Source organism: Paenibacillus vortex V453 (assembly GCF_000193415.1).
In the GTDB taxonomy this organism is placed as follows: domain Bacteria; phylum Bacillota; class Bacilli; order Paenibacillales; family Paenibacillaceae; genus Paenibacillus_AQ; species Paenibacillus_AQ glucanolyticus.
This window is the reverse complement of sequence record NZ_ADHJ01000037.1, coordinates 264,803-290,498: the sequence shown is the minus strand read 5'-3', so window position 1 is coordinate 290,498 and position 25,696 is coordinate 264,803. Positions and strand designations below refer to the sequence as shown.

At 48.4% G+C, this 25,696-nt stretch carries 25 protein-coding genes and 4 pseudogenes; 22 read left to right on the top strand and 7 right to left on the bottom strand.

Annotated elements, in window-relative coordinates:
* Position 1 precedes the first annotated feature (1 nt).
* From phnG to PVOR_RS19045, 20 genes and pseudogenes are all read left to right on the top strand, one after another.
* The gene (phnG, locus tag PVOR_RS19130) at positions 2–430 is read left to right on the top strand and encodes a phosphonate C-P lyase system protein PhnG (RefSeq protein ID WP_006211094.1); all 429 of its coding nucleotides are present in this window, start codon (positions 2–4) and stop codon (positions 428–430) included.
* Between the two features lie 13 nt (positions 431–443).
* Positions 444–713, top strand: coding sequence for a phosphonate C-P lyase system protein PhnH (locus PVOR_RS32075; protein WP_006211093.1), 270 nt, complete (start codon positions 444–446; stop codon positions 711–713).
* 10 nt (positions 714–723) lie between these two features.
* Positions 724–1,059, top strand: a complete 336-nt coding sequence (locus PVOR_RS32070; protein ID WP_006211092.1) for a phosphonate C-P lyase system protein PhnH — start codon at positions 724–726, stop codon at positions 1,057–1,059.
* On the top strand, positions 1,059–2,192 hold the full coding sequence (locus PVOR_RS19120; RefSeq protein WP_006211091.1) for a carbon-phosphorus lyase complex subunit PhnI: 1,134 nt from the start codon (positions 1,059–1,061) through the stop codon (positions 2,190–2,192). Before PVOR_RS32070 ends, PVOR_RS19120 begins: the two co-directional genes overlap by 1 nt.
* A pseudogene (locus tag PVOR_RS19115) lies at positions 2,189–3,039 on the top strand (alpha-D-ribose 1-methylphosphonate 5-phosphate C-P-lyase PhnJ). The gene PVOR_RS19120 and the pseudogene PVOR_RS19115 overlap by 4 nt, the downstream one beginning before the upstream one ends.
* A gap of 50 nt (positions 3,040–3,089) precedes the next feature.
* Positions 3,090–3,935: an ATP-binding cassette domain-containing protein gene (locus tag PVOR_RS19110; protein WP_006211090.1), complete on the top strand. Its 846-nt coding sequence runs from the start codon at positions 3,090–3,092 to the stop codon at positions 3,933–3,935.
* Positions 3,936–3,967: 32 nt separating this feature from the next.
* Positions 3,968–5,144, top strand: a pseudogene (phnM, locus tag PVOR_RS19105) (phosphonate metabolism protein PhnM).
* 16 nt (positions 5,145–5,160) lie between these two features.
* Positions 5,161–5,873: pseudogene (locus tag PVOR_RS19100) on the top strand (phosphonate C-P lyase system protein PhnL).
* 140 nt (positions 5,874–6,013) lie between these two features.
* Positions 6,014–7,039: a phosphate/phosphite/phosphonate ABC transporter substrate-binding protein gene (locus PVOR_RS19095; protein WP_006211086.1), complete on the top strand. Its 1,026-nt coding sequence runs from the start codon at positions 6,014–6,016 to the stop codon at positions 7,037–7,039.
* A 21-nt stretch (positions 7,040–7,060) separates the two neighbouring features.
* Positions 7,061–7,849 carry a phosphonate ABC transporter ATP-binding protein gene (gene phnC, locus PVOR_RS19090; protein WP_006211085.1) on the top strand — a complete coding sequence of 263 codons (789 nt, stop codon included), beginning with the start codon at positions 7,061–7,063 and terminating at the stop codon, positions 7,847–7,849.
* A pseudogene (locus tag PVOR_RS19085) lies at positions 7,839–8,625 on the top strand (PhnE/PtxC family ABC transporter permease). Before phnC ends, PVOR_RS19085 begins: the two are co-directional and overlap by 11 nt.
* Positions 8,625–8,750: a hypothetical protein gene (locus PVOR_RS32855; protein ID WP_006211084.1), complete on the top strand. Its 126-nt coding sequence runs from the start codon at positions 8,625–8,627 to the stop codon at positions 8,748–8,750. Before PVOR_RS19085 ends, PVOR_RS32855 begins: the two are co-directional and overlap by 1 nt.
* 10 nt (positions 8,751–8,760) lie before the next feature.
* Positions 8,761–9,447 (top strand): PhnE/PtxC family ABC transporter permease, encoded by a 687-nt coding sequence (locus PVOR_RS19080; protein WP_327196566.1) that lies wholly within the window; start codon positions 8,761–8,763, stop codon positions 9,445–9,447.
* Between the two features lie 375 nt (positions 9,448–9,822).
* Entirely contained in the window at positions 9,823–10,947 is a 1,125-nt protein-coding gene (locus PVOR_RS19075) for an ABC transporter substrate-binding protein (RefSeq protein WP_006211082.1), read from the top strand.
* Positions 10,948–11,022: 75 nt separating this feature from the next.
* Complete coding sequence (locus tag PVOR_RS19070) at positions 11,023–11,943, top strand: ABC transporter permease (RefSeq protein ID WP_006211081.1); 921 nt, start codon at positions 11,023–11,025, stop codon at positions 11,941–11,943.
* Entirely contained in the window at positions 11,943–12,764 is an 822-nt protein-coding gene (locus tag PVOR_RS19065; RefSeq protein WP_006211080.1) for an ABC transporter permease, read from the top strand. The genes PVOR_RS19070 and PVOR_RS19065 overlap by 1 nt, the downstream gene beginning before the upstream one ends.
* On the top strand, positions 12,749–13,792 hold the full coding sequence (locus PVOR_RS19060; RefSeq protein ID WP_040680742.1) for an ABC transporter ATP-binding protein: 1,044 nt from the start codon (positions 12,749–12,751) through the stop codon (positions 13,790–13,792). Before PVOR_RS19065 ends, PVOR_RS19060 begins: the two co-directional genes overlap by 16 nt.
* A 5-nt stretch (positions 13,793–13,797) precedes the next feature.
* Complete coding sequence (locus PVOR_RS19055) at positions 13,798–14,595, top strand: DeoR/GlpR family DNA-binding transcription regulator (protein WP_006211078.1); 798 nt, start codon at positions 13,798–13,800, stop codon at positions 14,593–14,595.
* Between the two features lie 2 nt (positions 14,596–14,597).
* Positions 14,598–15,419: an alkaline phosphatase family protein gene (locus tag PVOR_RS19050; protein WP_006211077.1), complete on the top strand. Its 822-nt coding sequence runs from the start codon at positions 14,598–14,600 to the stop codon at positions 15,417–15,419.
* 19 nt (positions 15,420–15,438) lie between these two features.
* Positions 15,439–16,449, top strand: a complete 1,011-nt coding sequence (locus PVOR_RS19045) for a PHP domain-containing protein (protein ID WP_006211076.1) — start codon at positions 15,439–15,441, stop codon at positions 16,447–16,449.
* Positions 16,450–16,703: 254 nt separating this feature from the next.
* Here the strand turns inward: PVOR_RS19045 and PVOR_RS19040 are convergent, their stop codons facing one another.
* The 3 genes from PVOR_RS19040 to PVOR_RS19030 all read right to left on the bottom strand — a co-directional run bounded on the left by PVOR_RS19040 (position 16,704) and on the right by PVOR_RS19030 (position 19,477).
* Positions 16,704–17,447, bottom strand: a complete 744-nt coding sequence (locus PVOR_RS19040) for a hypothetical protein (RefSeq protein WP_138917802.1) — start codon at positions 17,445–17,447, stop codon at positions 16,704–16,706.
* 587 nt (positions 17,448–18,034) lie between these two features.
* Entirely contained in the window at positions 18,035–18,427 is a 393-nt protein-coding gene (locus PVOR_RS19035; protein ID WP_006211074.1) for a DoxX family protein, read from the bottom strand.
* 135 nt (positions 18,428–18,562) lie between these two features.
* The gene (locus PVOR_RS19030) at positions 18,563–19,477 is read right to left on the bottom strand and encodes an AraC family transcriptional regulator (RefSeq protein ID WP_006211073.1); all 915 of its coding nucleotides are present in this window, start codon (positions 19,475–19,477) and stop codon (positions 18,563–18,565) included.
* A 201-nt stretch (positions 19,478–19,678) separates the two neighbouring features.
* Between PVOR_RS19030 and PVOR_RS19025 the strand changes: the two genes are divergently transcribed.
* Complete coding sequence (locus tag PVOR_RS19025; RefSeq protein WP_006211072.1) at positions 19,679–21,442, top strand: glycoside hydrolase family 35 protein; 1,764 nt, start codon at positions 19,679–19,681, stop codon at positions 21,440–21,442.
* Between the two features lie 69 nt (positions 21,443–21,511).
* Here PVOR_RS19025 and PVOR_RS19020 read toward each other — a convergent pair whose 3' ends face one another.
* From PVOR_RS19020 to PVOR_RS19010, 4 genes are all read right to left on the bottom strand, one after another.
* Positions 21,512–22,765, bottom strand: coding sequence for an MFS transporter (locus PVOR_RS19020; RefSeq protein ID WP_006211071.1), 1,254 nt, complete (start codon positions 22,763–22,765; stop codon positions 21,512–21,514).
* Between the two features lie 29 nt (positions 22,766–22,794).
* Positions 22,795–23,136: a hypothetical protein gene (locus tag PVOR_RS32065; RefSeq protein ID WP_228030029.1), complete on the bottom strand. Its 342-nt coding sequence runs from the start codon at positions 23,134–23,136 to the stop codon at positions 22,795–22,797.
* Positions 23,117–23,530: a hypothetical protein gene (locus tag PVOR_RS32060; protein ID WP_234973023.1), complete on the bottom strand. Its 414-nt coding sequence runs from the start codon at positions 23,528–23,530 to the stop codon at positions 23,117–23,119. The genes PVOR_RS32065 and PVOR_RS32060 overlap by 20 nt, the downstream gene beginning before the upstream one ends.
* Positions 23,531–23,676: 146 nt before the next feature.
* Positions 23,677–24,423, bottom strand: a complete 747-nt coding sequence (locus PVOR_RS19010) for a sulfite exporter TauE/SafE family protein (protein ID WP_006211070.1) — start codon at positions 24,421–24,423, stop codon at positions 23,677–23,679.
* A gap of 210 nt (positions 24,424–24,633) precedes the next feature.
* On the opposite strand from PVOR_RS19010, the gene PVOR_RS19005 reads away from it, so the two are divergent.
* Entirely contained in the window at positions 24,634–25,686 is a 1,053-nt protein-coding gene (locus PVOR_RS19005) for a LacI family DNA-binding transcriptional regulator (protein WP_006211069.1), read from the top strand.
* Positions 25,687–25,696: the final 10 nt, after the last annotated feature.

Here is a 25,696-nt window from a genome sequence, read left to right as displayed (position 1 = left end):
AATGCAGCGGAGACAACGGACCGAAATTTTGATCAATGGCTCAAGAGAGATTCCAGCCCGATTGGCGCAGCAAATTATAGACCGTTATGAAGTAAATACGCTTGAACAGCCCAATAACGGGTTGGTTATGATGAAGGTAAGAGAAACATCGCAAAAAAGCTTGTTCTATCTGGGCGAAGTGTTCGTAACAGAAAGCAAGGTGCAAATTGGCCAAGCGATGGGACTGGGACTCGTTAAGGGGCATGAGTCTGAGCTTGCTTACCAGCTTGCCGTCATTGACGCGGCGTATCAGGCCGGAATTGAAGAAACAAAGCATTGGACGGAAGTATTGCTGGCCGAAGAAGAAGTCATCAACCATAAGAAAAAGGCATTCCAGCACAAAGTTCTGCAAACGAAAGTAAACTTTGAAACGATGGACGACGGAAACTAGGGGAGAGCGGCAGATGAAACTAGATCTCGTGCATGATACGCAGCTTGCGTACAGAAAACTGATGGATTCGATGTCCAGACCCGGACTGATCAGCGAGCTTGGTGAGCTTGCAGGGAAAGTTGGACTGAAATTGAACTGTTTTGATGCGACAGTGCTGCTGGCGGCAGTGCTGCTCGATACGGAAGTGACCTTCAAGATTATTTCGGAAAAGGAAGAAGAGATTGTCAGGCTGTTCAACCAGTTGACGTATGCGAAGGACAGACAGAAACGGCACGCGAGCTGATTTCATTTTTGTGCTTAACGATGCGAATTCATTCCAGTTAGAAGAGGCGATACGTAAAGCCAAAGCGGGCGATTTGATCCATCCTCATGCATCGGCGACATTTATCGTAGAGGCGGAGCAGATTACGAATGACAATGGACTGGTTCTGTCCGGACCGGGTATTGAAGACACACATCACGTGCAGGTTTCCACCTGTGGAAGCGAAAGCCGGGGAAGCTGGCTGGATGAGCGTGCTTTGAGAAACATCGAGTATCCATTGGGCATTGATATGATCTTTGTCGACCGTGACTCCCGGACGTTATGTTTGCCGCGGACCACTCAAATCAGTAAGAAGGTGAACAATTAATGGGTTATGTAGCAGTCAAAGGCGGAACGATGGCGATCGAGGAATCGATCCGGCGCTTGAAATACGAGCGGGTAAAAAAGGGCATGGTGCTGGAGGTCGATTCTATTGAGTCTGGCATGAGGGGGCTGATTGATCAGGTTATGTCGGAGAGCAGCCTCTACAGCGAAATACTGGCGGCGATCTCTATTAAGCAGGCGGAAGGCAATCCGGAGGAAGCTGTATTTCTGATGAGGGCTTATCGCTCCACATTGCCCCGCAAACATTATTCCAGAACGGTTCATTCCGATGACATGCAGGTGGAACGCAGGATTTCGGCAAGCTTTAAAGATATTCCCGGAGGTCAAATTTTAGGTGCTACGACGGATTTTATCCATAGATTAATCGATTTCGATCTTATGAATGAAACCGAAGAAGAAGTTATGGGCTGGCTGGCGGATTTCGAAAATCAGGATACGTCTGCAGAGGATATGGACAAAACGGATTTGCAACGTTTGCCGAAGGTGCTGGATTATTTGCGGAAAGAGGGCTTGATTGCGGATTGCGAGAATGATGATCGGGAACCGGGTGACGTGACGCGCAAGAGCCTGAAGTTTCCGGCCAGCCGCAGCGAAAGGTTACAGGTACTGACGAGGGGGCAGACAGGAACCGTTACTTCTTTCGCTTACGCCTCTCTGCGGGGCTACGGTCAATTGCACCCGACGGTCGGAGAGCTCCGTGTCGGAGATTTGCCCGTCTATGTAGATAATCCGGTAGGCAGCCTTGACCCGGACGACGCTTATTTTATCGGCAATGTCAAAGTCACTGAGGTGGAAATGCTCATTCCGGTTACGGTCAAGAAAGAGCATGGCAAGAAGGAGATTGAACTGGAGATCGGCTACGGCATTTGCTATGGACAGAACGAGACCAAAGCGATAGCCATGGGGATATTGGATAACACCCTTGGCAGCAAGAATCCCGAATTTCCTACCGAAAATCAAGAGTTTGTGCTCTATCATATTGATTCCGTTGAGGCAACAGGATTTGTGTCCCACCTCAAAATGCCGCATTACGTCACCTTTCAATCGAAGCTGGACAGTGCGCGGAAGACGAAAAAGGCAGACAAATCTGGTGCTGAGGAGGAGAAGAGCGAATGAATATCGCTTACAATTTTGTCTTTTTTTGACGAGGGCTCCAAAAGGGAAATTAGACGGTCGACACTAAAGGCAATCGCGATTCCGGGATATCAGGTGCCGTTTGCCTCACGGGAAATGCCGATTGGCCGGGGCTGGGGCACCGGCGGCTTGCAGCTCACCCTGTCCCTGATCGGTAAGAAGGATATGCTGAAGGTCATTGACCAAGGGGCGGACGAATCGGTGAACGCAGTCAATATCAAGAAACTGGTTACCAAGACAACAGGGGTGCGAACCGTAGATGACACGGAGGACGCAACTGTCATTCAATCCCGGCACCGTATTCCGGAAGTTCCCCTGAAGGAGCATCAGATTTTGATCCTGCAGGTTCCGCTGCCTGAGCCGCTTCGTTATTATGAGCCAAGCGAGTTCGTAACACAGCGGCTGCATGCGGAGCAGGAATACAGCGGCGCATGGCTGATGCTGTTCGAGCAAATTATGAAGTACGGCCATATGTCCTACAGGCGCGGACCATCCCGTCATGGTGCAGGACCGCTACGTGATGGCCCCTAGCCCGATTCCGCGCTTTGATAATCCGAAAATGAATTATTCGAAAGCTTTGATTTTGCTTGGCGCAGGCCGGGAGAAGAAGATTTACGCCGTTCCTCCATTCACCAAGGTCGTATCTTTGGCATTTGACGATTATCCGTTCGAGGCCGAAAGCTTTGAGGGAGCCAGCTGCTGGCAGTGCGGAGCTACAGGAGTGTTTCTGGATGAACTGATCGATGAGGGAACAGGGGAGACGTATCATCAATGCAATGATACCAGCTATTGTATCTCCCGATTAAACGCTCGATCGGCGAATCATTAATTTTCCGGCAAACCTAAAAACGCAGCAAAATGTATAGGAGGTAATACAACATGGATGATTTTGACCGGCCGATATTATCTGTTAACCACTTAAGCAAGCAATTCGGACCCGGCTGTATTCATTGTAGCTCGGGACAATCGGATTCATTAATTAAAAACTACTGTCCGACATGCGGCACCGTATACGCATGCCATGACATTTCGTTCGATCTGTATCCCGGGGAAGTATTCGGTATCGTCGGGGAAAGCGGGAGCGGGAAATCTACTCTGATGCAATGCTTGTATTTCGATCAGGAGGTTACCGAAGGTGAGGCCCTTATTACCAGCTACAAGAACGGCGAGGCCAACATATTTGAGGAGTCCTCACAACAAAAGCGTTATATTCGCAATCATCAGATGGGGAAGGTGTATCAAAATCCGATGCTTGGCCTGCGGATGGGCTTCTCGTCAATCGGCAATATTGCGGAGAAGCTGATCGCAGCCGGTGGCAGAAATGTCGGAGCGATGGAAGCGAGAGGCCGCGAGCTGCTGGAGCATGTGAATATTCCAATCCGCCGGATGAAGGAACCGCCTAAAAATTTCTCGGGAGGCATGCAGCAGCGCGTGCAAATCGCAAAGGCGCTATCGAACAACCCGCCGATTCTGCTATTGGATGAGGTCACAACCGGACTTGACCTTTCGGTGCAGGCAAACGTGCTTGACTTGATTAAAAAGCTGCAAAGAGAGCTGAACATCAGCATGATTATCGTTTCGCATGATCTTGGCGTCATCCGGATGCTGGCCGACCGGACGATGGTCATGCTGGATGGCAAGGTCATAGAGTATGGTCTGACGGATCAGATTTTGGAGGACCCGCAGCATCGGTATACGCAGCAATTGGTTCACTCGCTGTTATAATCGGCAGACAACAGATGAAAGTAGGGGGAAATATGTATCTCATCACGGGTGGAAAAATCATAACGGAGGAAGCCATACTGGAAGGGTTCGATCTGTTGATCGCCGGCAACCGCATTGAAAAAGTGGTTAAACAAGGAGAATTCAATCCGGATGAAACCATTCAGGTGATTGACGCCGAAGGCGGATATATCTCGCCGGGCTTCAGTTGACTTGCATTCCGACTACATTGAGCATATGGCAGCTCCCAGACCGACATCCTTAATGGACTTTCATTTAAGCGTTAGGGAGACGGAGAAGGAATTGATTACGCATGGCATCACGACCATGTATCATTCGCTTTCCCTCTTTAAAGACACGGAGTATGCTTATAAGCCGATCCGTGAAACGGAAAACGTAAAGCAGTTAATTGATATTATCGATAAAACCCATCACAGCAAGCATCTGGTTCGCCACCGCTTCCACGCACGGCTTGAAATCGACAACGTTGAAGAGATCGCGAATTTGAAAACTTTTATCGCAGAGAAGAAAGTGCATCTATTATCCTTTATGGATCATACACCGGGTCAGGGACAATACAGAAACTTGGAAATATACCGTGCTACGGTCAAGGGCTACAGCAATAAGAGCGATGAAGAGATCGCACAGATTCTGGAAAGGCATCAGCAGAAAGAGAAGCTTACAATCGACGGCATCCGGGAACTTGCGCAATTTGCCCGGGAGCATCAGATTACGATTGCCTCGCATGATGACGATTCGCTTGAGAAGCTCGAGCTTGTCCAAAGCTTTGGCGCAGTGATCAGTGAGTTCCCGATCACGCTTGAGATTGCATTGAAGGCGAAGGAGAACGGAATGTTTACCATTGCCGGCGCGCCGAACGTGCTGCTGGGCGGCTCGCATAGCGGAAATCTATCTGCGCCGGAGGCGATCCGGGCGGGTAGCATCGATATTCTGTGCAGTGATTATTACCCGGCCGCATTGCTGCACGCCGTATTTGAAATGAACCGCAAGCACGGCATGGATCTGGTCGAGATGTTTAAGCTGGTTACGCTGAATCCTGCCAAAGCGATCAAGCTGGATCATGAGCTTGGTTCGATTCGGGAAGGCAAGACAGCAGACTTGTTAATTATCGAAAAAATTGAACCGAACTTTCCGGTAATTACAGCGGTGTTCGTCGATGGAAGACTTATTCAAAAAACCAATTACCGTTAAACCGGGGGGGAATTTAGTGGAACCTATACTGAGCATTCATAATTTGTCTAAATCCTTTATGCTTCATAATCTGGATAAACATATTAAAGCCATTGATCGTGTTGATTTCGAGCTGCAGGAAGGCGAATTTGTCGGAATAACCGGGAAGAGCGGAAGCGGGAAATCGACAATTTTGAAAAGTATTTATCGCACATATGTCAATCAACGAAGGCAGCATCTGGTACACCTCGAAGAGATTCGGCCGGATGAATTTAGCAGAGGCATCGGAACGGGAAATGGTCTATTTGCGGAAACATGAAATTGGATATGTGTCTCAATTTTTAAATGCAATGCCCCGCACAACCGCAAGAGAGCTGGTAGAGCAGGCCATTGTCGAGATGGGAAACGGGGAAGACTTTGCGAAGCAGGAGGACAAGAACGATATGCTGGCCCACTTCGAACTGGATGAATATTTGTGGGACAGCTACCCTGTCAACCGACTTCTCCGGGGGTAGAGAAGTCTAGAGGCTTAACATAGCCAGAGCGATGGTGAAGCATCCGAGGCTGCTGCTGCTGGATGAGCCGACGGCAAGCCTCGATAATGCTTCCAAGATCAAGGTCAGAGAATTGCTGGAACAGCTGATGCGCGAAGGGACAACGATGCTGGGGATTTTCCATGATCTTGAGTTCATGAAAAATTTGTGTCATCGCGAATACAACATGCAGAACGGAATTTTTAGCGCTATTTAATAAATGGGAATTATTACTCCTCTTAATAAAAGTAAACATATAAGTTAATTCCTATATAACATGTAATCTATATTGTATTAATTGCGAGGCATTGCTAATTAGGCTAACTTAATCAGTTTAAATTAGAAGAGGTGACTATTGTGAAAAAATTGTTGTCTATTATACTGGCTTTAGTTATAGTAACGATTTTTGCTGGTTGTTCGTCCAATTCGGCTGGCAGCGACACGCTTACCATTGCATGGCTACCGAATGAATCCGGCGCCGATCTTGGAGAAGCTCGCGATGAAATCGGTAAGGTGATCGAAGAAGCGACCGGCAAGCAAGTAAAGCATCAGACGACAACCGATTATATTATTACGATTGAAGCGATTGCAAACGGCAACGCCGATCTCGCGTTCTTTGGTCCTCAAGGTTATATCGAAGCTCACGATAAAAATGAAAAAGTTTTGCCGCTTGTCGTACCGAGCGGATCATCAGGAACATTGGACGATGCAGTTTACTACAGCTGGCTGGCTGTTAAGAAAGGCAACGAAGACGAATACAAGGATGGTGACGGATTTAAAATCGATCCGATTGCCGGCAAGAAAATGTCCTTCGTGTCCACAAGCTCCACTTCCGGCTTTAAAGTACCATCATCCGGTATCGTAGGGTACTTCAGCAAAATGGATCCGTATAAAGAACTGAAAGCCGATGACCTGCTGGAAGGCGGCAATGGAAAATTTTTCAGTGAAGTGCTTTACGGCAACTCCCATCAAGGTTCCGCAGTTAACTTGCTGAACGGCAAAGCAGATGTAGCGGCGTTTTGCGATTCATGCGTAAATAACTATGTTGAACGGGTAGACGGCGAGGAGAACAGAGCGGGAGCCGTTTACAAAGTGAAGGACGATGCTGAAGAACCGTTCAATGCGTTCAAGGGAGAAGAGTTTGAACTGATTTCGGTTACTCCGGTGTTGAACTCTCCATTCGTAGTGAATACAGACAACGTGGATCAAGCTACGGTGGACAAACTGCTCGCGGCTTTGACTTCTGACGAAGTTACAAATAATCCGAAAGTATTCGTTCCGAAGGATTCCGGGTTTTCAGGCATTTTCGCGAAATCCGGAGACGAGAAACTGCTTCCGGTTGATGACGCATGGTTTAACCCGATCAGAGAATTGTCCAACTAATCGCATCAAAGGGGAAAACAAATGAAAGCATTATTGGAAGTGCGACGGGTATCGAAGAAATATGGCAATGGGAGCACAGCTTTGTCCGACGTCAGCTTCAGCATTCAAGAAGGCGAATTTGTTTCCATCATCGGACCATCGGGAGCGGGGAAATCCACTCTCCTTCGATGCATCAATCGGATGATAGAGGTAAGCAGCGGAGAAGTTGTGTTCCAGAATGTGAACGTTACAAAGTTGGGTAAAAAGCAGTTGAAGCAAGTCAGAAGAACGATCGGCATGATCTTTCAGCATTATAATTTGGTAAACAGACTCAGCGTTATCGAGAATGTGCTGCACGGCAGGCTTGGCTATAAGTCGACACTGGCCGGTATGCTGGGTTTGTACAACGAAGAGGAAAAGAAGAAAGCTGTAGAAATATTGGCCATGCTCGGATTGCAGGACCAAATCTACAAGAGAGCCGATCAGCTAAGCGGCGGTCAGAAGCAGCGCGTAGGTATTGCCCGGGCACTGGTGCAAGAGCCTAAGCTCTTGCTTTGCGATGAACCAATTGCTTCTTTGGACCCGAACGCGTCCAAAACCATTATGGATTATCTTAAAACAATATCGACTACACTGGGGATTACCGTACTCGTGAATCTTCACCAGGTGGATGTTGCATTAAAATATTCCGATCGAATCATCGGGGTAAACAAGGGAAGAATCATCTATGACGGAGTGCCGAGAGAAATGACTTCAGATATGATCCACAATATCTACGGCTCCGAAACGGGAGATCTTCTGTTTGACCTCGGAGGTGAAAATGCTGGGTAACTTTTTTCTAAGAAAAAGGATGAATTTTCTTGCATACTTCGGACTCTTGATTATTATTGCTTTCGTGGCCGGCGTCATTACAGAATATGATCCGGTTAAGGGTTTCACCTCTATTCCGAAGGCGATTGTCTGGGGCTTTACGAATTTCTACCCGAATGTAGAATCATTCGAGAAGCTCCCTGACATTTTGCAGAAAATAAGGGAGACGCTGCTCGTATCCGTCGCCGCAACTGTGACAGGAGGAGCTTTTGCTTTCCTGTTCGCTATCTTCGGCGCTCACACGACCCGATTCAATGTGTTTCTCGGAGCGATTAGCAGAGGGATTGCAATTGTTTTCCGTAACATTGATTTTTCAGCGTGGGCAATGATTCTGCTTTTCGTCTTTCGGACAGAATGTGATGACTGGATATTTCGCGTTGTTTTTCGGATCATTTGGCTTTTTGACCCGGGCCTTTATGGAAACCATTGATGAAGTAAGCGGCGGTCCAGTGGAGGCCCTTAAAGCTACTGGTGCAGGATATTTCTCAATCGTATTTAAATCGGTCGTTCCATCTACCATGCCTCAGATGATTAGTTGGGTGTTGTTTGCGATTGAAACCAACATACGTCAGGCTACGCTTGTAGGCATCCTCACCGGAACGGGCATAGGCTTCGCATTTGATTTGTACTACAAAAGTTTGAATTACCATGCGGCCAGTCTCGTCGTAGTTGTCATTGTCATCGCGATACTTTTGATAGAATGGTTATCAAATTACGTCAGGAGGGTGATCCTGTAATGATTACCCGATCCGAAACGAAAATCAAGGTGAAATCATTCAACAAGGCAACGCTGGTTATCCGAATGACGCTGCTTGTATTGGTGTTGGTGACCCTACTGGGCTTTTTTACTTTTGTATTATAAAGGAATACATGTGTTTGATGGCATTGTCTTGACAGGGCAGACGTTTCTAACGATGTTTTTGGAGCCGCATTTTAGTCACTTTACTTTTGTTGAATTAATTTCCAAGCTATTCATAACGATTGGGCTGGCCATCCTGACAACAATGTTAGGAGCCGCGATTTCACTTTTTCTGGCCCTGGTTGCCGCCCGGAATTTGGCGTCAAAAACAACTTCTAATATCATTAGAGGTATTATTGCCGTCATCCGAGCGGTTCCGACGGTGCTATGGGTATTGATTTTTGCCGTAGCCGCCGGACTCGGGAGCGTAGCAGCAGTTATCGGTATGAGCTTCCATTCTATCGGATATTTGGTCAAAGCTTACTCCGAATCGTTCGAGGAGATGGATGACGGAGTGATCGAAGCATTGAAGGCGAGCGGAGCCACTTGGTGGCAGATCGTATTTCAGGCAGTGCTCCCTTCATCGATGACTTACCTGCTTTCTTGGACGTTTTTAAGATTTGAAATTAATTTTACCGTAGCGGTTGCGATGGGTGCTGCAGCGGGTGCAGGCGGAATCGGATATGATATGTTTATGGCGAGCGTATTCTATTACGATCTGAGAGAAGTCGGTATTATTACTTATTTTATGCTGTTATTTGCAATATTATTGGAAGTATTCGCAACCCGTTTGAAGCGCAAGCTTCGGCTTAATGCGTAAAATTGATCAAAAGGAATCCAGAGAGACAAGCCCTAATACCGTAAGACCCTGACTGGCTTCATGCCCGTCAGGGTTTCTTTTTTTTGTAATGAGTGAAAAAAACTTCTTATTACCGAGGTCATCACAACATTGTTGTTTTATGCCATTTTGACTTAAGTGACTAAGTTTAATGTTGCGGTTTCAACTCCTGGCGCCTTCTCTTTTAACACTCCTTTTATGCTTCTAATACAAAACCTGCTTCTTTTACCGGCAATTAATAAATGTAATCACTTTAGTTAATCCCGCGGAAACAGTCAATTTCTATACTTTAAGAGGGTTAAAAACAACGTAAATATATGATAAACCCACATTATTTCACAGGGAGTGCGAAAAAACATGAAATATTGGTTGAAGAAAGAGTTAGGATTGGGTCTTGTTCTAAGCTTATTTGTTTTGATGCTGGCTGCTTGTGGAGGTTCAGACAGCAAAGAAGCAACTACAAGCGGAGATACGAGCGCTAATCCTGCTGCGGAAGAAATTTCAGTAGCCGATCTGGAAGCCAAGGCGAAGGAAGAAGGCTCTGTTGTAAGCGTCGGCATGCCGGATTCTTGGGCGAACTGGAAGGATACATGGGAGGATCTGAAGAGCAAATATTCTCTTACACACACAGATACGGACATGTCGAGTGCAGAGGAAATCGCGAAATTTGAGGCGGAGAAGGACAAGCCTACTGCCGACATCGGTGACGTAGGTATTGCCTTCGGACCGGTTGCGGTTGATAAGGGGGTTACGCAGGCCTATAAAACCTCCTATTGGGATGAAATTCCGGACTGGGCTAAGGATAATGAAGGCCACTGGATCGTTGGCTACCAGGGCTCTATCTCGATCTTTACGAACACACAGCTTGTTCAATCGGCACCGCAAAGCTGGGAGGATCTCAAGAACGGCGACTATAAAATTATTGTTGGCGATGTAACGAAGGCAGCACAAGCGCAAATGGCCGTATTGGCGGCAGCAATGGCTTATGGCGGCGATGAATCGAACATCGAGCCGGGAATAGCTTACTTCGAAGAGCTTGCGAAGAAGGGTCGTCTGTCCAATGCAGAAGCTTCACTGGCCAACATTGAGAAGGGCGAGGTTCAAGTCACGCTGTTATGGGACTTTAACGCTCTCAACTATAAGGATCAATTGGGTGCGGATAAATTCAGCGTAGCTATTCCTAAAGAGGGCAGTGTTGTCAGCGGTTATGCAACGATTATCAACAAATATGCTCCCCACCCGAATGCCGCCAAGCTTGCCCGTGAATATATTTTGAGCGACGAAGGCCAGATTAACCTGGCTAAAGGTTATGCGAGACCGATCCGTGACAGCGTACAGCTTCCTGAAGAGGTAGCCGCCAAGCTTTTGCCTGCGGAAGCTTATACCAACGTGAAGCCGGTTAACGATTACAAGGTATGGGAAGAAACCGCGAAGACTCTTCCGCAGCTTTGGCAGGAACGCGTGCTTGTTCATATGAACTAATGAGCAGGCCTAAAGGTGGAGCGTCTTCGTCTTCAGACGAACGACGCCCCTTTTTACAAGAAGGAGAGTGAGGGCATGAAGCGTAGGAATCGATGGTTTTTACTGGGGCTAGTCCCTTTTGTAGTGATGATCGTCCTGTTTCAGTTAGCTCCAATCCTGTCGATGGTGACGGGAAGCATTAGTCAAGGGAACGGTTCGGGCTTTACGCTTGATTATTATTCGAGGATTATCCATAGCGAATTTTATTTGAAAGCGATTAAGAACAGTTTGCTGATTTCCATTTTTTCTAGCGTGATTGGCATTGCAGCCGGACTGATTTGCGCTTATTCGATTACGCGATTCTCGCCAAAGATGCGGGATCGGTTGTTGATGCTGTCTAATATGACATCGAATTTTGCTGGTGTTCCGCTTGCGTTCGCTTATATTATTCTGCTTGGCAGCAATGGGGTGTTTACGTTGCTCTTTAAGCAGTGGGGCTGGAGCGTGTTCGCCGATTTCAATTTATATAGCTGGACAGGACTTGTTCTGGTTTATGTGTACTTTCAGATACCTCTTGCTTTATTGCTGCTGTACCCTTCCTTTTACGGGATTCGGGAGCAGTGGAAGGAAGCGGCTTCCCTGTTAGGCGCAAGCAAATGGCAGTTTTGGAGAACGATCGGGCTGCCTATTTTGACGCCTGCTGTTTTCGGTACGTTGGGAATTTTGTTCGCTAACGGGATGGGGGCATACGCAACAGCCTATGCCTTGGTTGGAGGCAATTACAATTTACTTGCAGTTCGGATAGGATCATTGGTCGCGGGGGATGTGGTCAATGAGCCGCAGCTCGGCAATGCACTCGCGGTTATACTGGCTTTATCGACGCTGCTGGCAGTGTATCTTAATCATAAAATGACACAGCGTTCAAAGATGCTTCAATCCGGATTTACAACAAAGAACACCAGGAGCCTGCGGATATTTCCCAAGCTTAAGTCCTCGGCAGTGAAGGAGGAACTGTAATGGAAACCCATAGAAAGAAGGCAAGCTGGGGCCATCGATCACTAATGCTCCTCTTGATGGTTTATTTGCTGCTTCCCTTGCTTGCTACGTTGATTTATGCGTTCGCGAAGGAATGGCAGGCAACGATCCTGCCGGAGAGCTGGACGCTGTCCTGGTTCAAGGAGATGCTTCAGGATGTTAGGTTTATGGAAGCCCTATGGACCTCGCTATATCTCTGCATCATTAGTGTGGCGCTGAGCCTCGCCGTTATGCTGCCAGCCGTGTTTATTATTACCGTTTATCTGCCCAAGCTGGAGTCGTTCATGAAGGGAGTTGTTGTCCTACCTTATGCCGTGCCCGGCGTCGTTGCAGCGGTAGGGTTGATTCGGGCCTATTCCTCGGGGCCGATCCCTATTGCAGGCACAGCGTATATTTTGATCGGTGCGTATTTCATTATTATTTTGCCTTACATGTATCAAGGGATTCGTAACAGTCTATTAACTGTGTCTGCGGTTGAACTGGTTAACTCGGCTGAGATGCTAGGCGCCAGTCGATTGAAAGCTTTCATAACCGTAATTATGCCCAATATTTGGCCAGGGATCGTTACTTCTACATTGTTATCGTTCTCCGTATTATTTGGTGAATTCGTTCTAACGAACATGTTGGTTGGCGGGCATATTCAGACCATCCAGGTTTATCTGTATCAAAGGGTCAACGAAAACGGGCATTTGGCCAGTGCCATTGCGATTTCCTACTTTTTGTTTATTCTGGTGCTGTCTATGATCCTAATGAAGCTGGGCAAAAAAGTGAACAAGGGGATATCAGGATGGAACCATATTTGAGGCTTGAAAGCATCCGCAAACAATTCGGGGATACTCCGGTGCTTAATAATGTGAATTTGGATATTCGTGAGGGAGAACTCGTTACGCTGCTCGGTCCATCCGGCTGTGGAAAAAGTACGCTGCTGCGCTGCATTGCCGGCCTGACGGACCTCGATGGCGGACATATTTTCCTTGATAGTAAGGACATCGTGAACCTGCCGCCCCGGAGCCGTGAGATCGGCATGGTATTCCAATCCTATGCTCTGTTTCCGAATTTGTCGGTCAGCGAAAATATAGAGTACGGGATGAAAATGAGAGGAGCTTCCAAGGAAGCCAGACGAAAAAGATCTGCTGAATTGTTGGAGCTTATTGATCTTGGAGAAAAACGGGATGCTTATCCCCAGCAGCTGTCGGGAGGTCAACAGCAGCGCGTCGCGCTTGCCCGTTCACTTGCAGTTAAGCCTAAGGTTCTCCTGTTGGATGAGCCCCTTAGTGCTCTGGATGCGAAAATCCGAAAAAACCTGCGGTCGGAAATTCGTGAGATTCAGAAGAAATTCAATATAACAACGATCTTCGTGACTCATGATCAGGAGGAGGCGTTAACTTTATCCGATCGGGTATGCCTGATGAATAAGGGAAGCATCGTTCAACAGGGTACTCCGGAAGAACTGTATACAACTCCACGCACAGAGTTTGTCGCGCAGTTCATGGGAAGCTATAACGTGTTGACTCGTCCCGAGGTACTGCAATTATTCGGTAAGGCGAATGGTGATGGGGATAGCTTCGCCATTCGGCCTGAGGCGTTACTATTGGTGGGTGCGGACACATTGAGTGAAGCATCGCGTGAAGATAAGCAAATCGTTGAGGGTACTGTCCATTCGATATCCACTCTGGGCAATATTATTCGTTATACCATTGATGCCGCCGGCGTAAGGTTAATCGTAGATGCGCTTAATGATGGCCGATCCTTGAGAATTCGAGAGCAGAGCCTTGTGAATCTTGCCTTGGATCGTTCTCAACTGTTGCAGCTAGAGAAGGAAGGAGTATAAAATAATTGTCCATTTCATCTGAACAACGTAAGAGAGTGATTATCGAGCAATTGAAGCAGCAGGGTCAGGTAAAGGTTCCTGATTTGTCGGCCTATTTTACGGTTTCAGAGGAGACGGTTCGGCGTGACCTTGTGCTGCTGGAAAAGGAAGGCTTAGCCAAGCGGGTATACGGGGGAGCGGTTTTGACGAAAATGACCAGCTTCGAGCCTCCCTATTTACAACGCCAAATGGTGAATGCGGAAGAGAAGGAGCGGATTGGTCGCATGGCTGCGGAATTAATTGAATCCGGTGATACCATTGCGGTCGACGTAGGGACGACGACGCTTGAGCTGGCTAAGGCGATACATGGACGAGAGCGTCTGACGATTCTGACCAATTCGCTTGCCGTCGCTTATCATTTAATGGAATCTTTGAACAGCGGGAGATTCTCAGGGAAGATTTTTGTAGTCGGAGGTGAATTGAATCCGGAGCAGCAATCCATGTCCGGTACGCTTGGAGAGCACGTCCTCTCCCAATTCCGTGTAGATAAGGCGTTTATCTCTGTTGGAGGCATGTCCTTGGAACGGGGCATCAGCGACTATGATCCGAACGAGACCGGGATGTCGCGCAGGATGATAGATGCAGCTTCCCAGACCATCGTATTGGCCGACGGCTCCAAGCTGGATAAAGAAGGATTCATCGAAATTGTGCCGATGCACAGGGTTCATACCATTGTTAGCGATACTGCTCCGCCTAAGGAATGGTTGCAAGGGCTTAGAAGCCACCGTATCCATTGGATTGAAGCCACGAAAAGAGGGGATTAAGGATGTTGCAAGGAGAAGCCAAGCTTATCGTAGTTGTACTGGATGGATTAAGATACGATGCCGCCCGCAAGTATTTGGGATATATGGAGCATCTTGTTGAGCAGGGCGAGGCGAACTGCTACCGGGTACAATCCCAGCTGCCGAGTCTCTCGCGTCCGCTGTACGAAGTGCTGCTGACCGGCACGCACGTGGCGAGAAACGGGATCACGGCGAACCATATTGCGAGGTTGAGTCATGAACAGAGTGTGTTCCATCTCGCACGCGAGGCCGGACTAAGGACTGCTGCGGCCGCGTATCATTGGGTAAGCGAGCTTTATAACAGCGCTCCATTTAACCCTGTCGCAGACCGCCATCAGCATGATGTCAGCAGGCTGATCCAGTATGGGCTGTTCTATTTCGAGGATTACTATCCTGACAGCCATCTGTTTATAGATGCCGAGCATTTGAGATCGACGTACGATCCGCATTTTTTATATATTCATTCTATGAATATCGACGACATGGGCCATAAGCATGGGGGTGAAAGCAAGGAATATGCCGGTTCTGTACGTGTTGTAGACGGCATATTGGCGACCTTGGTTCCTGCGTGGAGATTACAGGGATATCATGTGGTGGTCACGTCCGATCACGGGATGAATGCGATGGGTCATCATGGAGGAACCGAGCCTGAAGAACGGAATGTTCCGCTCTATGTGTTTGGCGAGTTGCCTTCACCTTCCTTGATGCCGGATCAGACAGGGGCAATATCGCAGCTGCATTTGGCACCGTTGATGTGCCATTATTTAGGAATCAAACCTTCGGAAGCGATGCTGGCATGGGATTAGATCAAGGGGGATACGACTTATGAAGGTAGATATGCATTTTCATCTGGAGGAAGGCCCTTATTCGCTGCGCTGGTTATCCCGCACTTTGCAGGCGCTTGCCTCTACAGAGCCTGAACGGGAGGCATCATTAGGCCATCATACACTGCAGTATGGGGAGGAAATGGCAAAGCTCCTGTCACGCAGAATACAGCAGGGCTGCTATAGTGAGGAATGGCTGGACCGCTATTTGAATACAGGGCGCAAAAGAGGGATAGGACAGTTTGGCGTGGTAGATCATTTATACCGTTTTCGGGAATGTCGGCCGTATTATGAGAGGCATATGCTGCTGGACGATACCCCTGTCGGGAGAATGCAGCAAGCGTGGCTGGATCAGGTATGCGTGGCTTCGCTTTCCGATTTTGTCCGCTTCGTAACAGAGGCAAAGGCCTCCAGACCGGATCTTGCCCTGGGAATCGAAGCCGATTTTTTTCCAGGTGGAGAACAGGAGCTGAGGGAAATTCTCGCAGGGTCCGAGTGGGATTACGTCATTGGGTCCGTTCATTTTTTGGACGGGTGGGGATTTGACAATCCTGAGACGAAGAGCAAATTTGAGGGGAGAGATCCGGTTCAGACCTATAAGCACTATTACGAGCTGTTAAGGCAGGCCTGCGTGTCGGGGCTGTTTCATATTATCGCCCATCCGGACAACCTCAAGGTATTCGGATTCCGGCCAGTTGACGAGAAGGAGTTGCTTCCTTATTACCGAATGCTGGCGAAGGAAATGGTACAGAGCGGGGTCATTACCGAGATCAATACGGGACTTGCTTACCGTTACCCGATCGGGGAGAGCTGCCCGAGTCCGTTATTTCTCTCCGTGCTCGCTGAATATAAGGTTCCGCTTACTTTGTCCTCGGACGCGCATTTTCCGGATGATATCGGGATGCTGTTGGATCAGGCCAAAGCGGATGTTGAACGTATGGGTTATAAGGAGCTTGTGGCATTCAGAAATGGGAAGCGGATGTTGGTGCCGATAAATGGAGTCATATACTAGCAGGGGGGCTGTAAGTTGAACTGCACCCCGTCAAGCAAACTGCATAAATAACTAGTAGGAGATAGAGAGGGGTTCCAGTCGCGGTACCATTCGAATACGCGTTAATGACGCTGCTTTCGGAGGTACCGCCGCTGTTTTACTTCATCCCGACACCAATGTCGTAATTGTTAAAAACATTTAGAAAAGACAATAATCTCTGCGCGGTGTTTCCACTGAATATAACGGAGGCAAATACCGTTAAATTGGCGAGCATATTAATAAATATAACTTCCGCCGTCCCCAGCCGCGGTATTATTTATGATTTCAGCGCCGGCAATCGAAACGAGCGAGCCATTGGCGATGATAGCGCCGCCGTCCATGAATGCGATGTTATTAGCAATTATGCCGCCGCCATTGTTGTCCGCCGTATTGTTGCTTATTTCACTGTTTTGAATTGTAACGATGGTGTCAAACGCGTTTGTACCTCCTGCGTCACCGAAAGCCACCACGGTAGAATTAGCGATGATTTTCCCTCCGTTAATGGTAAGGGTGCAACCGAGCCTGGTCCCTCCCGCTATTGTGGTAATACCGCCACCGCTGTTGTTCGCACGGTTGCCTGTTATTTCCCCACCGTTCATCTCGATGTCACAGCCCGCGGCAAACACGCCACCACCACTACCGGCTTGGCAGTTTTCTATGAGCGCGGCGTTCATGATCAGACTGCTTCTACTGATATTGCCCTGAACCAGGAGGCCGCCACCGTTGCCACTGTTCCTGCAATTGGTAATTATGCAGCCGTCAAGCGTTAGGGAACAACCGGAGCCGAAAATAAAAATGCCGCCGCCTGTTCCTCCGCCATCAAGGATGATACCAACACCTATGGTCATCGACACTCCGGTTAAACTGCCGTTTGTTAACGTTGAAAAGTGACGAAAACTTCCTCCATTTGTAATCGCAAGTGTAACACTATTATTGCCGCTGCTATTTATCAGGTTAATTGTGATATTTTGTTGTATCATAACACCGCTGCTGAAATTGATGTCGTTTTATATAAAAAAAATTGAATATATCTCCGTCTTGCGCGCTCAGTAATGCCGCTATAATATCATTAAAGTTAAAACATTAACATTTACAATCATTTTTAAATGTCACCCCTTTATAGAAAATTAATGTAGAATGTGAACCGGTCAATTTTGGACTAGACATAACAAAGCATCCTTTTAAATTAACCTAAATAAAATTATATACCAGAGGGGTGCTACCTGTTCACTGGACTATCGCTTGTCGCATTGTCAGTGAAGGAGGGGCAAGCTAACGCAAGTGAAGCGATAGAGACTCATGAGAATGCACGGGGGCCGACAAGGTGAAAAATTGGAAGGCTACAGTAGATTTTCAGCAAGCGGATCTGGATCAAGGTCATGGGAGACTGATCGTCAGGTACGGCTCTTTCTTAGATATCAGAAAGTATAAACTTCGGAGGATCTGCTGCCTGATCACAAGAAAAACTACCGCTAAATGCGGTCTGTCTTCTTTGAGAGTACGTCGATAGACGTTTTTCTTTCATGAGGTCGTCGCCTCGGATCACCGGCAAATCTTTGCGTTTACTTTAGGCTTTGTTCTTCTTGCTAAACAATGAATCAACTGAGAGCAGGCTGCTGCCGCTAAGGGCAAGATGGACAGCCATTGCGAGCAGGGCTATATCCAGTTCATAGCCATTTAGGAAGCCCATGCCCAGCTTGGCCTGAAAAATAGCGACGATTAGTACGACACCCAGAACTAGGGAAGCAATTCTCGTTCCCAAACCGATAATCAGCGCAATGCCACCAACAATTTCGATAATGGCGACAAAGGTAGCCATAAATGCAGGGATACCCAAACTTGCGAAGAATCCTTCGATATTTCCGATGCCGCTCTGGAACTTATCCAAACCGTGAGCCAAAAAGATGACCCCCAGTATAACCCGAATAATGAATGTGCCCGTAGAAGAATAACTACGCATGAAATGTAACAACTCCTTATCTTTGTTTTGAAATGTTATCAACTAACTTTTATATAGTAGAAACTCAAGTTGTATCATACTCAATAATGCTATTGAATGTCAAGTAACTAACTAAAAATAATCGGATTTTACAATTTAGTGTCTGGGCCGGTATTCAGTCGGCGACTGTCCGGTCCAGCGGCGGAATTGCCTTGAAAAGTGGCTGGCGGAGCGAAACCCGAGTTTGTCGGCGATCGCGGCCATCGGCAGATGGGTCGTGATAAGCAGCTCTTTGGCCAAGCTGAGCTTTTGACGGCTGATATATTGTCTTGGCGATATTCCATAGACTTGGCGAAACAATTTGCTGCATTGGCTGCGGCTTAAATTAAGCTCTTTGGACACCGCCGCGACAGATATCTCCTCGGTGAGCCCCGAGGATAGTTTCTCTTCAATGGCATGAGCCGCATCGGCTGCAAGCAAGGAAGACGGTTTGTGAGTGCCCGCTGCCGCCGGTAAGGAATGTCGTGGCTTGAGTGTTTCCTGCATCTTCAGGAGAGAGAGCACATCATGAATGATAAGCAGGGTATAGGATTGGAGCAGCAGCCTGTCTTCAAAGGTGAGATTGTATTCGGCTCTCGGGTTCTCCGGATGAAGTGAATGAGCTGGCGGCTGGCTGCGCCGAACGATCTCCTCCAGCTCATGGATGTATGCGTTCAGTTTGCTGCGCTCGCTTTCATGCTGGCGAATATGGCGGTAAGGGGCAGCGGATAATGAGCTCCGAATTTCCGTATCATCGAGATCAAAATGAACATTGAAGTATCCATACTGCTTATTGGACAGATTAGAGGTTTGATGGGGTACCCCGGATTTGATCAGAAGCCATTCCCCTTGCCGAAGCGTAATGGATTCCCGGTGAATTTCCTGCAAGACCTCGCCTTCCAGACAGTACAGCAGCTCGAACAGGTGATGATGATGCCTCGGATAACTCCAGCCAGGTGGCTGGATATCAAAATGGCATCCGGTTACCTGAAGCGTGTGAATGATATTGGGAAAGCGGAATGTAATATCCATAGCAGCGTGCTCCTTTTTTAGCATCTTTCACTCTAATATGTATGCCCTCTATTTTATCATATTAAGTTCATGACATCGTGAGAATTTGACACAAAAGGTATAGAGAATGATCCATTTGGAGATTGAGCAGAAAGCGCTTTTGATAGATGATATCAGTGTGTGGTGAAATTGAAATGATATGAATCATGGAGGGAATATAAGATGCAGCCTCAATTGAAAGCGATAAATCAACAGTTCGTGTTAGGGGATGAACCGATTCAGATTCTGTCAGGTGCTGTTCACTATTTTCGTATCGTTCCGGAATATTGGGAAGACCGGTTGATGAAGCTTAAAGCGTGTGGGTTCAACACCGTGGAGACCTATATTCCGTGGAATTTGCATGAGCCCAAGGAAGGGCAATTTACGTTTGATGGCATAGCTGACTTGGAAGGATTTGTCCAAAAAGCCGGTCATCTGGGGCTGCACGTGATCCTGCGGCCAAGTCCTTATATATGTGCAGAATGGGAATTCGGCGGGCTTCCTGCCTGGCTGCTGCAGTATCCGGATATTCATCTGCGATGTATGGACCCCGTCTATTTGGAGAAGGTTGACCACTATTACGATGAACTGATTCCACGAATAGTTCCGCTGCTGACCTCCAAGGGAGGTCCGGTAATTGCGATTCAGATTGAGAATGAGTACGGCAGTTATGGAAATGATACGGCCTATCTGGAATATTTAAAAGACGGCTTGTCCGCGCGTGGCGTGGATGTATTGCTGTTCACTTCAGATGGTCCTACGGATGGCATGCTGCAGGGGGGAACCGTACCGAACGTGCTTGCAACCGTCAATTTCGGATCCAGACCCGGGGAAGCCTTCGCTAAACTGCGAGAGTACCGGACAGAAGATCCTCTTATGTGTATGGAATACTGGAACGGATGGTTTGATCATTGGTTGAAACCGCATCATACGCGGAGCTCCGAGGAGGTTGCCCAGGTATTCGAGGAGATGCTTCGTCTGAATGCATCCGTGAATTTTTACATGTTTCATGGCGGAACGAATTTCGGATTCTACAACGGAGCGAATGATCAAGAAAAGTATGAACCGACAGTCACCAGCTATGATTATGATGCTCCTCTCTCGGAATGCGGGGATGCAACCGCTAAATATGAGGCCGTTCGCAGTGCGATTGTTAAGCATCAGGGGCTTGAGATTGCGGATCTGCCCAATCTGCCTCAGCCTTCGGTGAAGAAAAGTTATGGCTCTGTTCGCATGACGCATTATGCCGACTTACTGGAGCAGTTGCCGGTACTGTCGGAGCAGGTGAAACGCACAACGCCTGTTCCTATGGAGTTGTTGGGTCAAAGTTATGGGTTCATTGTGTATTCAACGGTGGTTTCGGGTCCACGTCAGGGTGAATTCTTGCATCTGCAAGAGGTGCATGACCGGGCGCAGGTATTCTTGAATGGTATTTATCAGGGTACCGTTGAGCGCTGGAATCCTCAAGCCTTGCAGCTCGATATTCCGGCAGCCGGGGCGAAGCTGGAGATTGTTGTCGAGAATATGGGGCGGGTTAACTATGGTCCGAAACTGAAGGACTATAAGGGCATCACGGAGGGAGCTCGGATGAACAACCAGTTCCTGTTCGACTGGAGCATCTATCCGCTGCCGTTAGAGAATCCGAATACGGCATCGTTCCAAGCGCTGGAAGGTGCATTGGATCAGCAGGATCGGCCTACCTTCTATACCGGCGAATTCACGGTTGATGAAATCGGTGATACATTCATTCGTCTGGATGGATGGGGAAAAGGCGTAGTATGGATCAATGGCTTCAATCTGGGACGCTATTGGAAGGAAGGGCCGCAGGCAACACTTTATGTGCCTGGACCGCTGCTGAAGCAGGGTCGCAATGCAATCACGGTATTTGAACTGCATCATTCCGGCGATGCGTGCGTCCATCTTGTTGATAAGCCCGATCTGGGCTGAGAAAAGGAAAAGGGAGCCGCCCGAATCGATTTTCGGGCTGGCTCCCTTTTTTCTTCTAAAGCTGCGTAATTAGATCAATTGCTTGCGAACCCTTAAATAGCGATACAAGACGATGCCGAACAGCGAGCACAGCACCGCGCATAATCCGATGAAGCCATAGCCGGCTTGGAGTCCTCTCAGCAGACCCAGCTCCGTTTCGCTGCCATACATCTGTTTGAAGCCGTTCGTAATGGCACCGATTGCGTAATTGCCAATGACGCTGCCAATCCCCATCATGGTGACGATAAACGTGATGGCGGTATCGCTTTCTCTTGGATATCTTTTGGCAATCAAAGCCATAACTGTCGGATAAATCGGAGCGATTCCGATACCGGCTGCCGCGAACAGGAAGGCGTAGGATTCCCCGCCAAAGATCGCGATAAAGGTACATACTCCGGTCAGAGCAGACAGAATGATAATCGATAGAGTGAAACCGATCCGGTCCGTGATCGGGCCCAGCAGCAGACGCGCAGCCGAGAAACAGAGAAAGAACGCGGATAACATTCCAGCCGCTGCGGTTGGCTCCCAATTGTACGATTTTTCAAGAAAGTTGACGAGCCACCCGCCGACGGCCATCTCCGAGACAACACCGAAGGAAAGGATCATGACAACAAGCCACAGGGCAGGATCTCTGACCAATTGTTTCAGTGGAACGCGTTCCGTCTCGGACAGGTCATCCCCGGGAAATTTGCTCATCAATGCCGGGATCATCGGCAGTACGGATAACATAAGCATAGCCAGGTACATTCCCCGCCAGTCCAGCGTGTGATTCCATACGGTTATGGTCATTAAGCCGGATGCAATCATCGGTGCCACCGTTGAACTAATCCCGTAGAAGAAATGGGACAGGTTCATCATCGTACCGGTATTTCGCACAAAAATCCGGGCTGCCAAGATCGCAAGTCCAATCTCGAGCATGCCGTTTCCTATGTACATTAAGAAGTAGGATGCAGTAAACATCGGGTAGCTGTGTGACAGAAAAATAAACACGCCGGAAATCGCCATTGATCCAAAGGCAGCCATGCTGACCCATTTGATCCCGATCTTGCGGGTTAACAGGGCAGTGAAGGAGCAAGCGATCAAATATCCGAGTGCATTCAGCGACAGCAATGTGCCGATCTGCATTTCGTCCAGACGAAAATCGAATTGAATTCTGGGTATGGCGGGTCCTTTAATATTTTCCGATATCCCGAAAATGATAAAGCCGAGAAATATGGTTGCCAAATGGAGGGTGTAATCCTTGCTGAATTTCGGTTTTGCTTTCGTTTGAAGGTCAGTATTCACGGTTATTCCCCAATCATCATCGTTGAATTTTACACTGCACGAGTATCGGATATCATCATATCCAGAGCAAGCCGCTGTAAGCCGGCTATATAGTCTTGTTCCCAGTCGCGAAGTTGCATCTCAGGCAAATGCGGTTCCGGTACGTAAGTGGAAGCCCGTTCTTTAATCGAGATCAGGGTGGAGGGGAGGAGATCATGCTCACACCACATGATGGCATCGGGATTGATTATCGCGGTAAAGGTTGCGCTCAGGCGGCCTACCACGACAGGAATGGAGTACAGGGTCTCCAGATACGACTTGAGGTCATAGTCCTGAAAGGCTCCATACGTTGGGATATGAAAAATGACGCCATCACGAACGGCGGCCGGCAAGCCAGCGGCAATCGAACGGATTTTCGGGTAGCTCCGGATCCAGTTTCCCAGCTGGATGCAAGAGCCTCCGGTCCGCGATGGAGTATGGCGTCTTCACTGTCCGCTCGATAAGGTCGCCGTTCCAGTTGAAAAGGGTATATACGCTCTGCTCCTTCTTGTAATAAACAGCGAGACCCAGCATGTAATCCGGATTAAAAGCATAACGATTCGCACGCCTGCCGCCACTCGATTCATCCAGTCCAAGCAGGGTGACTTCCCCTTCTTGCTTCATCTGTTCCAGCACTTTGCCAACCGTCGGGAAACTGATGCCGAGTTTGTCGCTAAGCTCTGCCTTGGTTCCACTGCCCAGTTCCAGCAGCGAGGAGCGCAGTGCGCGCCGAACAGTGTGTCTCATGGATTGCGGCGTCGACAAAGCTTTTTCTCGCGTAATGATCACGCCTCTCCTGACTTTTTAAACTGATTTAATAAATTTCTGCTGAAGATTATTGCATATCTGTTAAAGGGGCGCAAGAACAATCTCGATTCAGGGAGCCTGGACGATTAGCGAAGCAGCATGATGATCCCTCCCAGTATCGGCATGAGAATCATGGAGAATCGCAGCAGCGTTCTGGGTGCCTTGCTTGTATACTTTGCTCCGATGTACGATCCGATCATCGTACCTGCAACCACTTGCAGCAACAGCTGCCAATCGATGTACCCTGCTTGAAAATAACCGATGCCCCCGAAGAGCGCAATCGGCATAATAACCATCATGGTTGTACCTACTGCCAGCGTTATTGGCATATTGAACAGAACCATAAGCGCAAGCTGGATGAACGGAGTTGAACCGATACCGAACACACCCGACATGCCTCCAGTTATCAAACCGGAGATCAGTGCCATCATCCAAAATCTCGAGGAGCGAATGGAGGTCAGCATGGGCTTCGGCGTAAACTGCATGCGCGTCCGCAGCATAATCAGCAGGCCGGATAGAAACAGCATGATGGCTGTACATAAGACAAGCCGGTCCTCCGGAATCAGGCGAGCGGCAAAGCTGCCTGCATAAGCACCCATGGCGCCGAACAATCCGACGGCAAGTCCTGTTGATAGTATCGCATTTTTCTCTCTTAGGTGGCTGACAGAACCCGATATCATGGTAAATACCATGGCGGCAATGGATGTGCCCAGCGCCGTATGTACAGGAATATGAAATACAGTGACTAGAAGTGCAATGATGAATCCGGATCCACCAGCACCTACAAATCCGAGAAGACCTCCCAGGAATAACATCGTGATGAAAATACTCATATGTGTCTCTTCTTTCGCTGTAAGTTTAATATCAATTTTCCTATTATACATCAAATTGTGAATGATTAGAGGTGCTTGATAAGGTTGGTCCGAGCGGCAGAGGGATTGTCCTGAAGGAAACCGCTAGACCATGGACGAATTGTCGTGAAGCAGTTGACAACCGTGCAGCTCCATGAGAAAATGTACGCGCGTACATAAATTGCGGGAGGCATGATTATTATTGCTAGTCGTAAAGAGGTAGCACAGCTTGCGGGCGTGTCGGAAGCCACGGTATCCCGGGTTCTGAACGGAGTCGGACCGATCAAGGAGGAGACCCGGCTGCGTGTGCTGGAAGCTGCGGATCGGCTCGGTTATACCCCGAGTGCGCTTGCCAGAAGTTTTGCCCGCCGCCGGAGCGGCAACCTTGGGGTTGTGATGCCCTATTTGCCGAAAGCCCGCATATTCTCCGCTTATTATTTCTCCGAAATATTAAGCGGTATTGGCAGCAAGGCGCTGGAGAGCAAATATGATCTGTTAATGCTGTTCCGTGAGCCGGGCGGTTCGATGGATTACATGAATCTGTTCCGCACCCAGAAGGTGGATGCCTGCATCATTCTTGGTGCCAGGGATGATGGGGGAGAGCGGCAAGCCATTCAACAGCTGAGCGAGGGAAATCATCCGTATTGCCTGATTAATCAATACTTTGAAGGCGAGGCATTTCATGTCATGGATGCCGATCATGTGGATGGCAGCTATCAAGCCGTTCGCCACTTGACCGAGCAGGGATTTCGGAAGATTGCGTTTCTCAACGGACCGTCCCAGTATTCCAACAGTCGCGACCGGTTGAAGGGGTATGCTCAAGCGTTGAATGAAGCGGGGATCGCGCTGGATGAGTCGCTGCTGTTCGAAGGCAATTTCAGCCGCAAGAGCGGTTATGCCGCAGCTGAGCTGATTGCAAGGCAGCTGGACCGAATCGAGGCGGTTTTTGCTGCCAATGATCGAATGGCGATTGGTCTTCAGCAGGGCTTGCGCGCGCTCGGAATTTCTGAAGAACGAATGCCTGCCTTTGTCGGTTACGATGACTCGGAAGCTGCGGAACTCTGTACCCCGCCGCTTACCAGCGTCAGAGTTCCCTTCTACGAACTGGGATGTCTTGCAGCGGAACATGTTCTTCATAGGCTGGACGCCTCCGAGTCCGAGGATGAGAGCGAAATGAACACGGTACTTCATCGGCAGCTGTCCACCCGTCTTGTCATTCGTGCATCTTCGCTTCATCGAAATTAATGAACCCTTA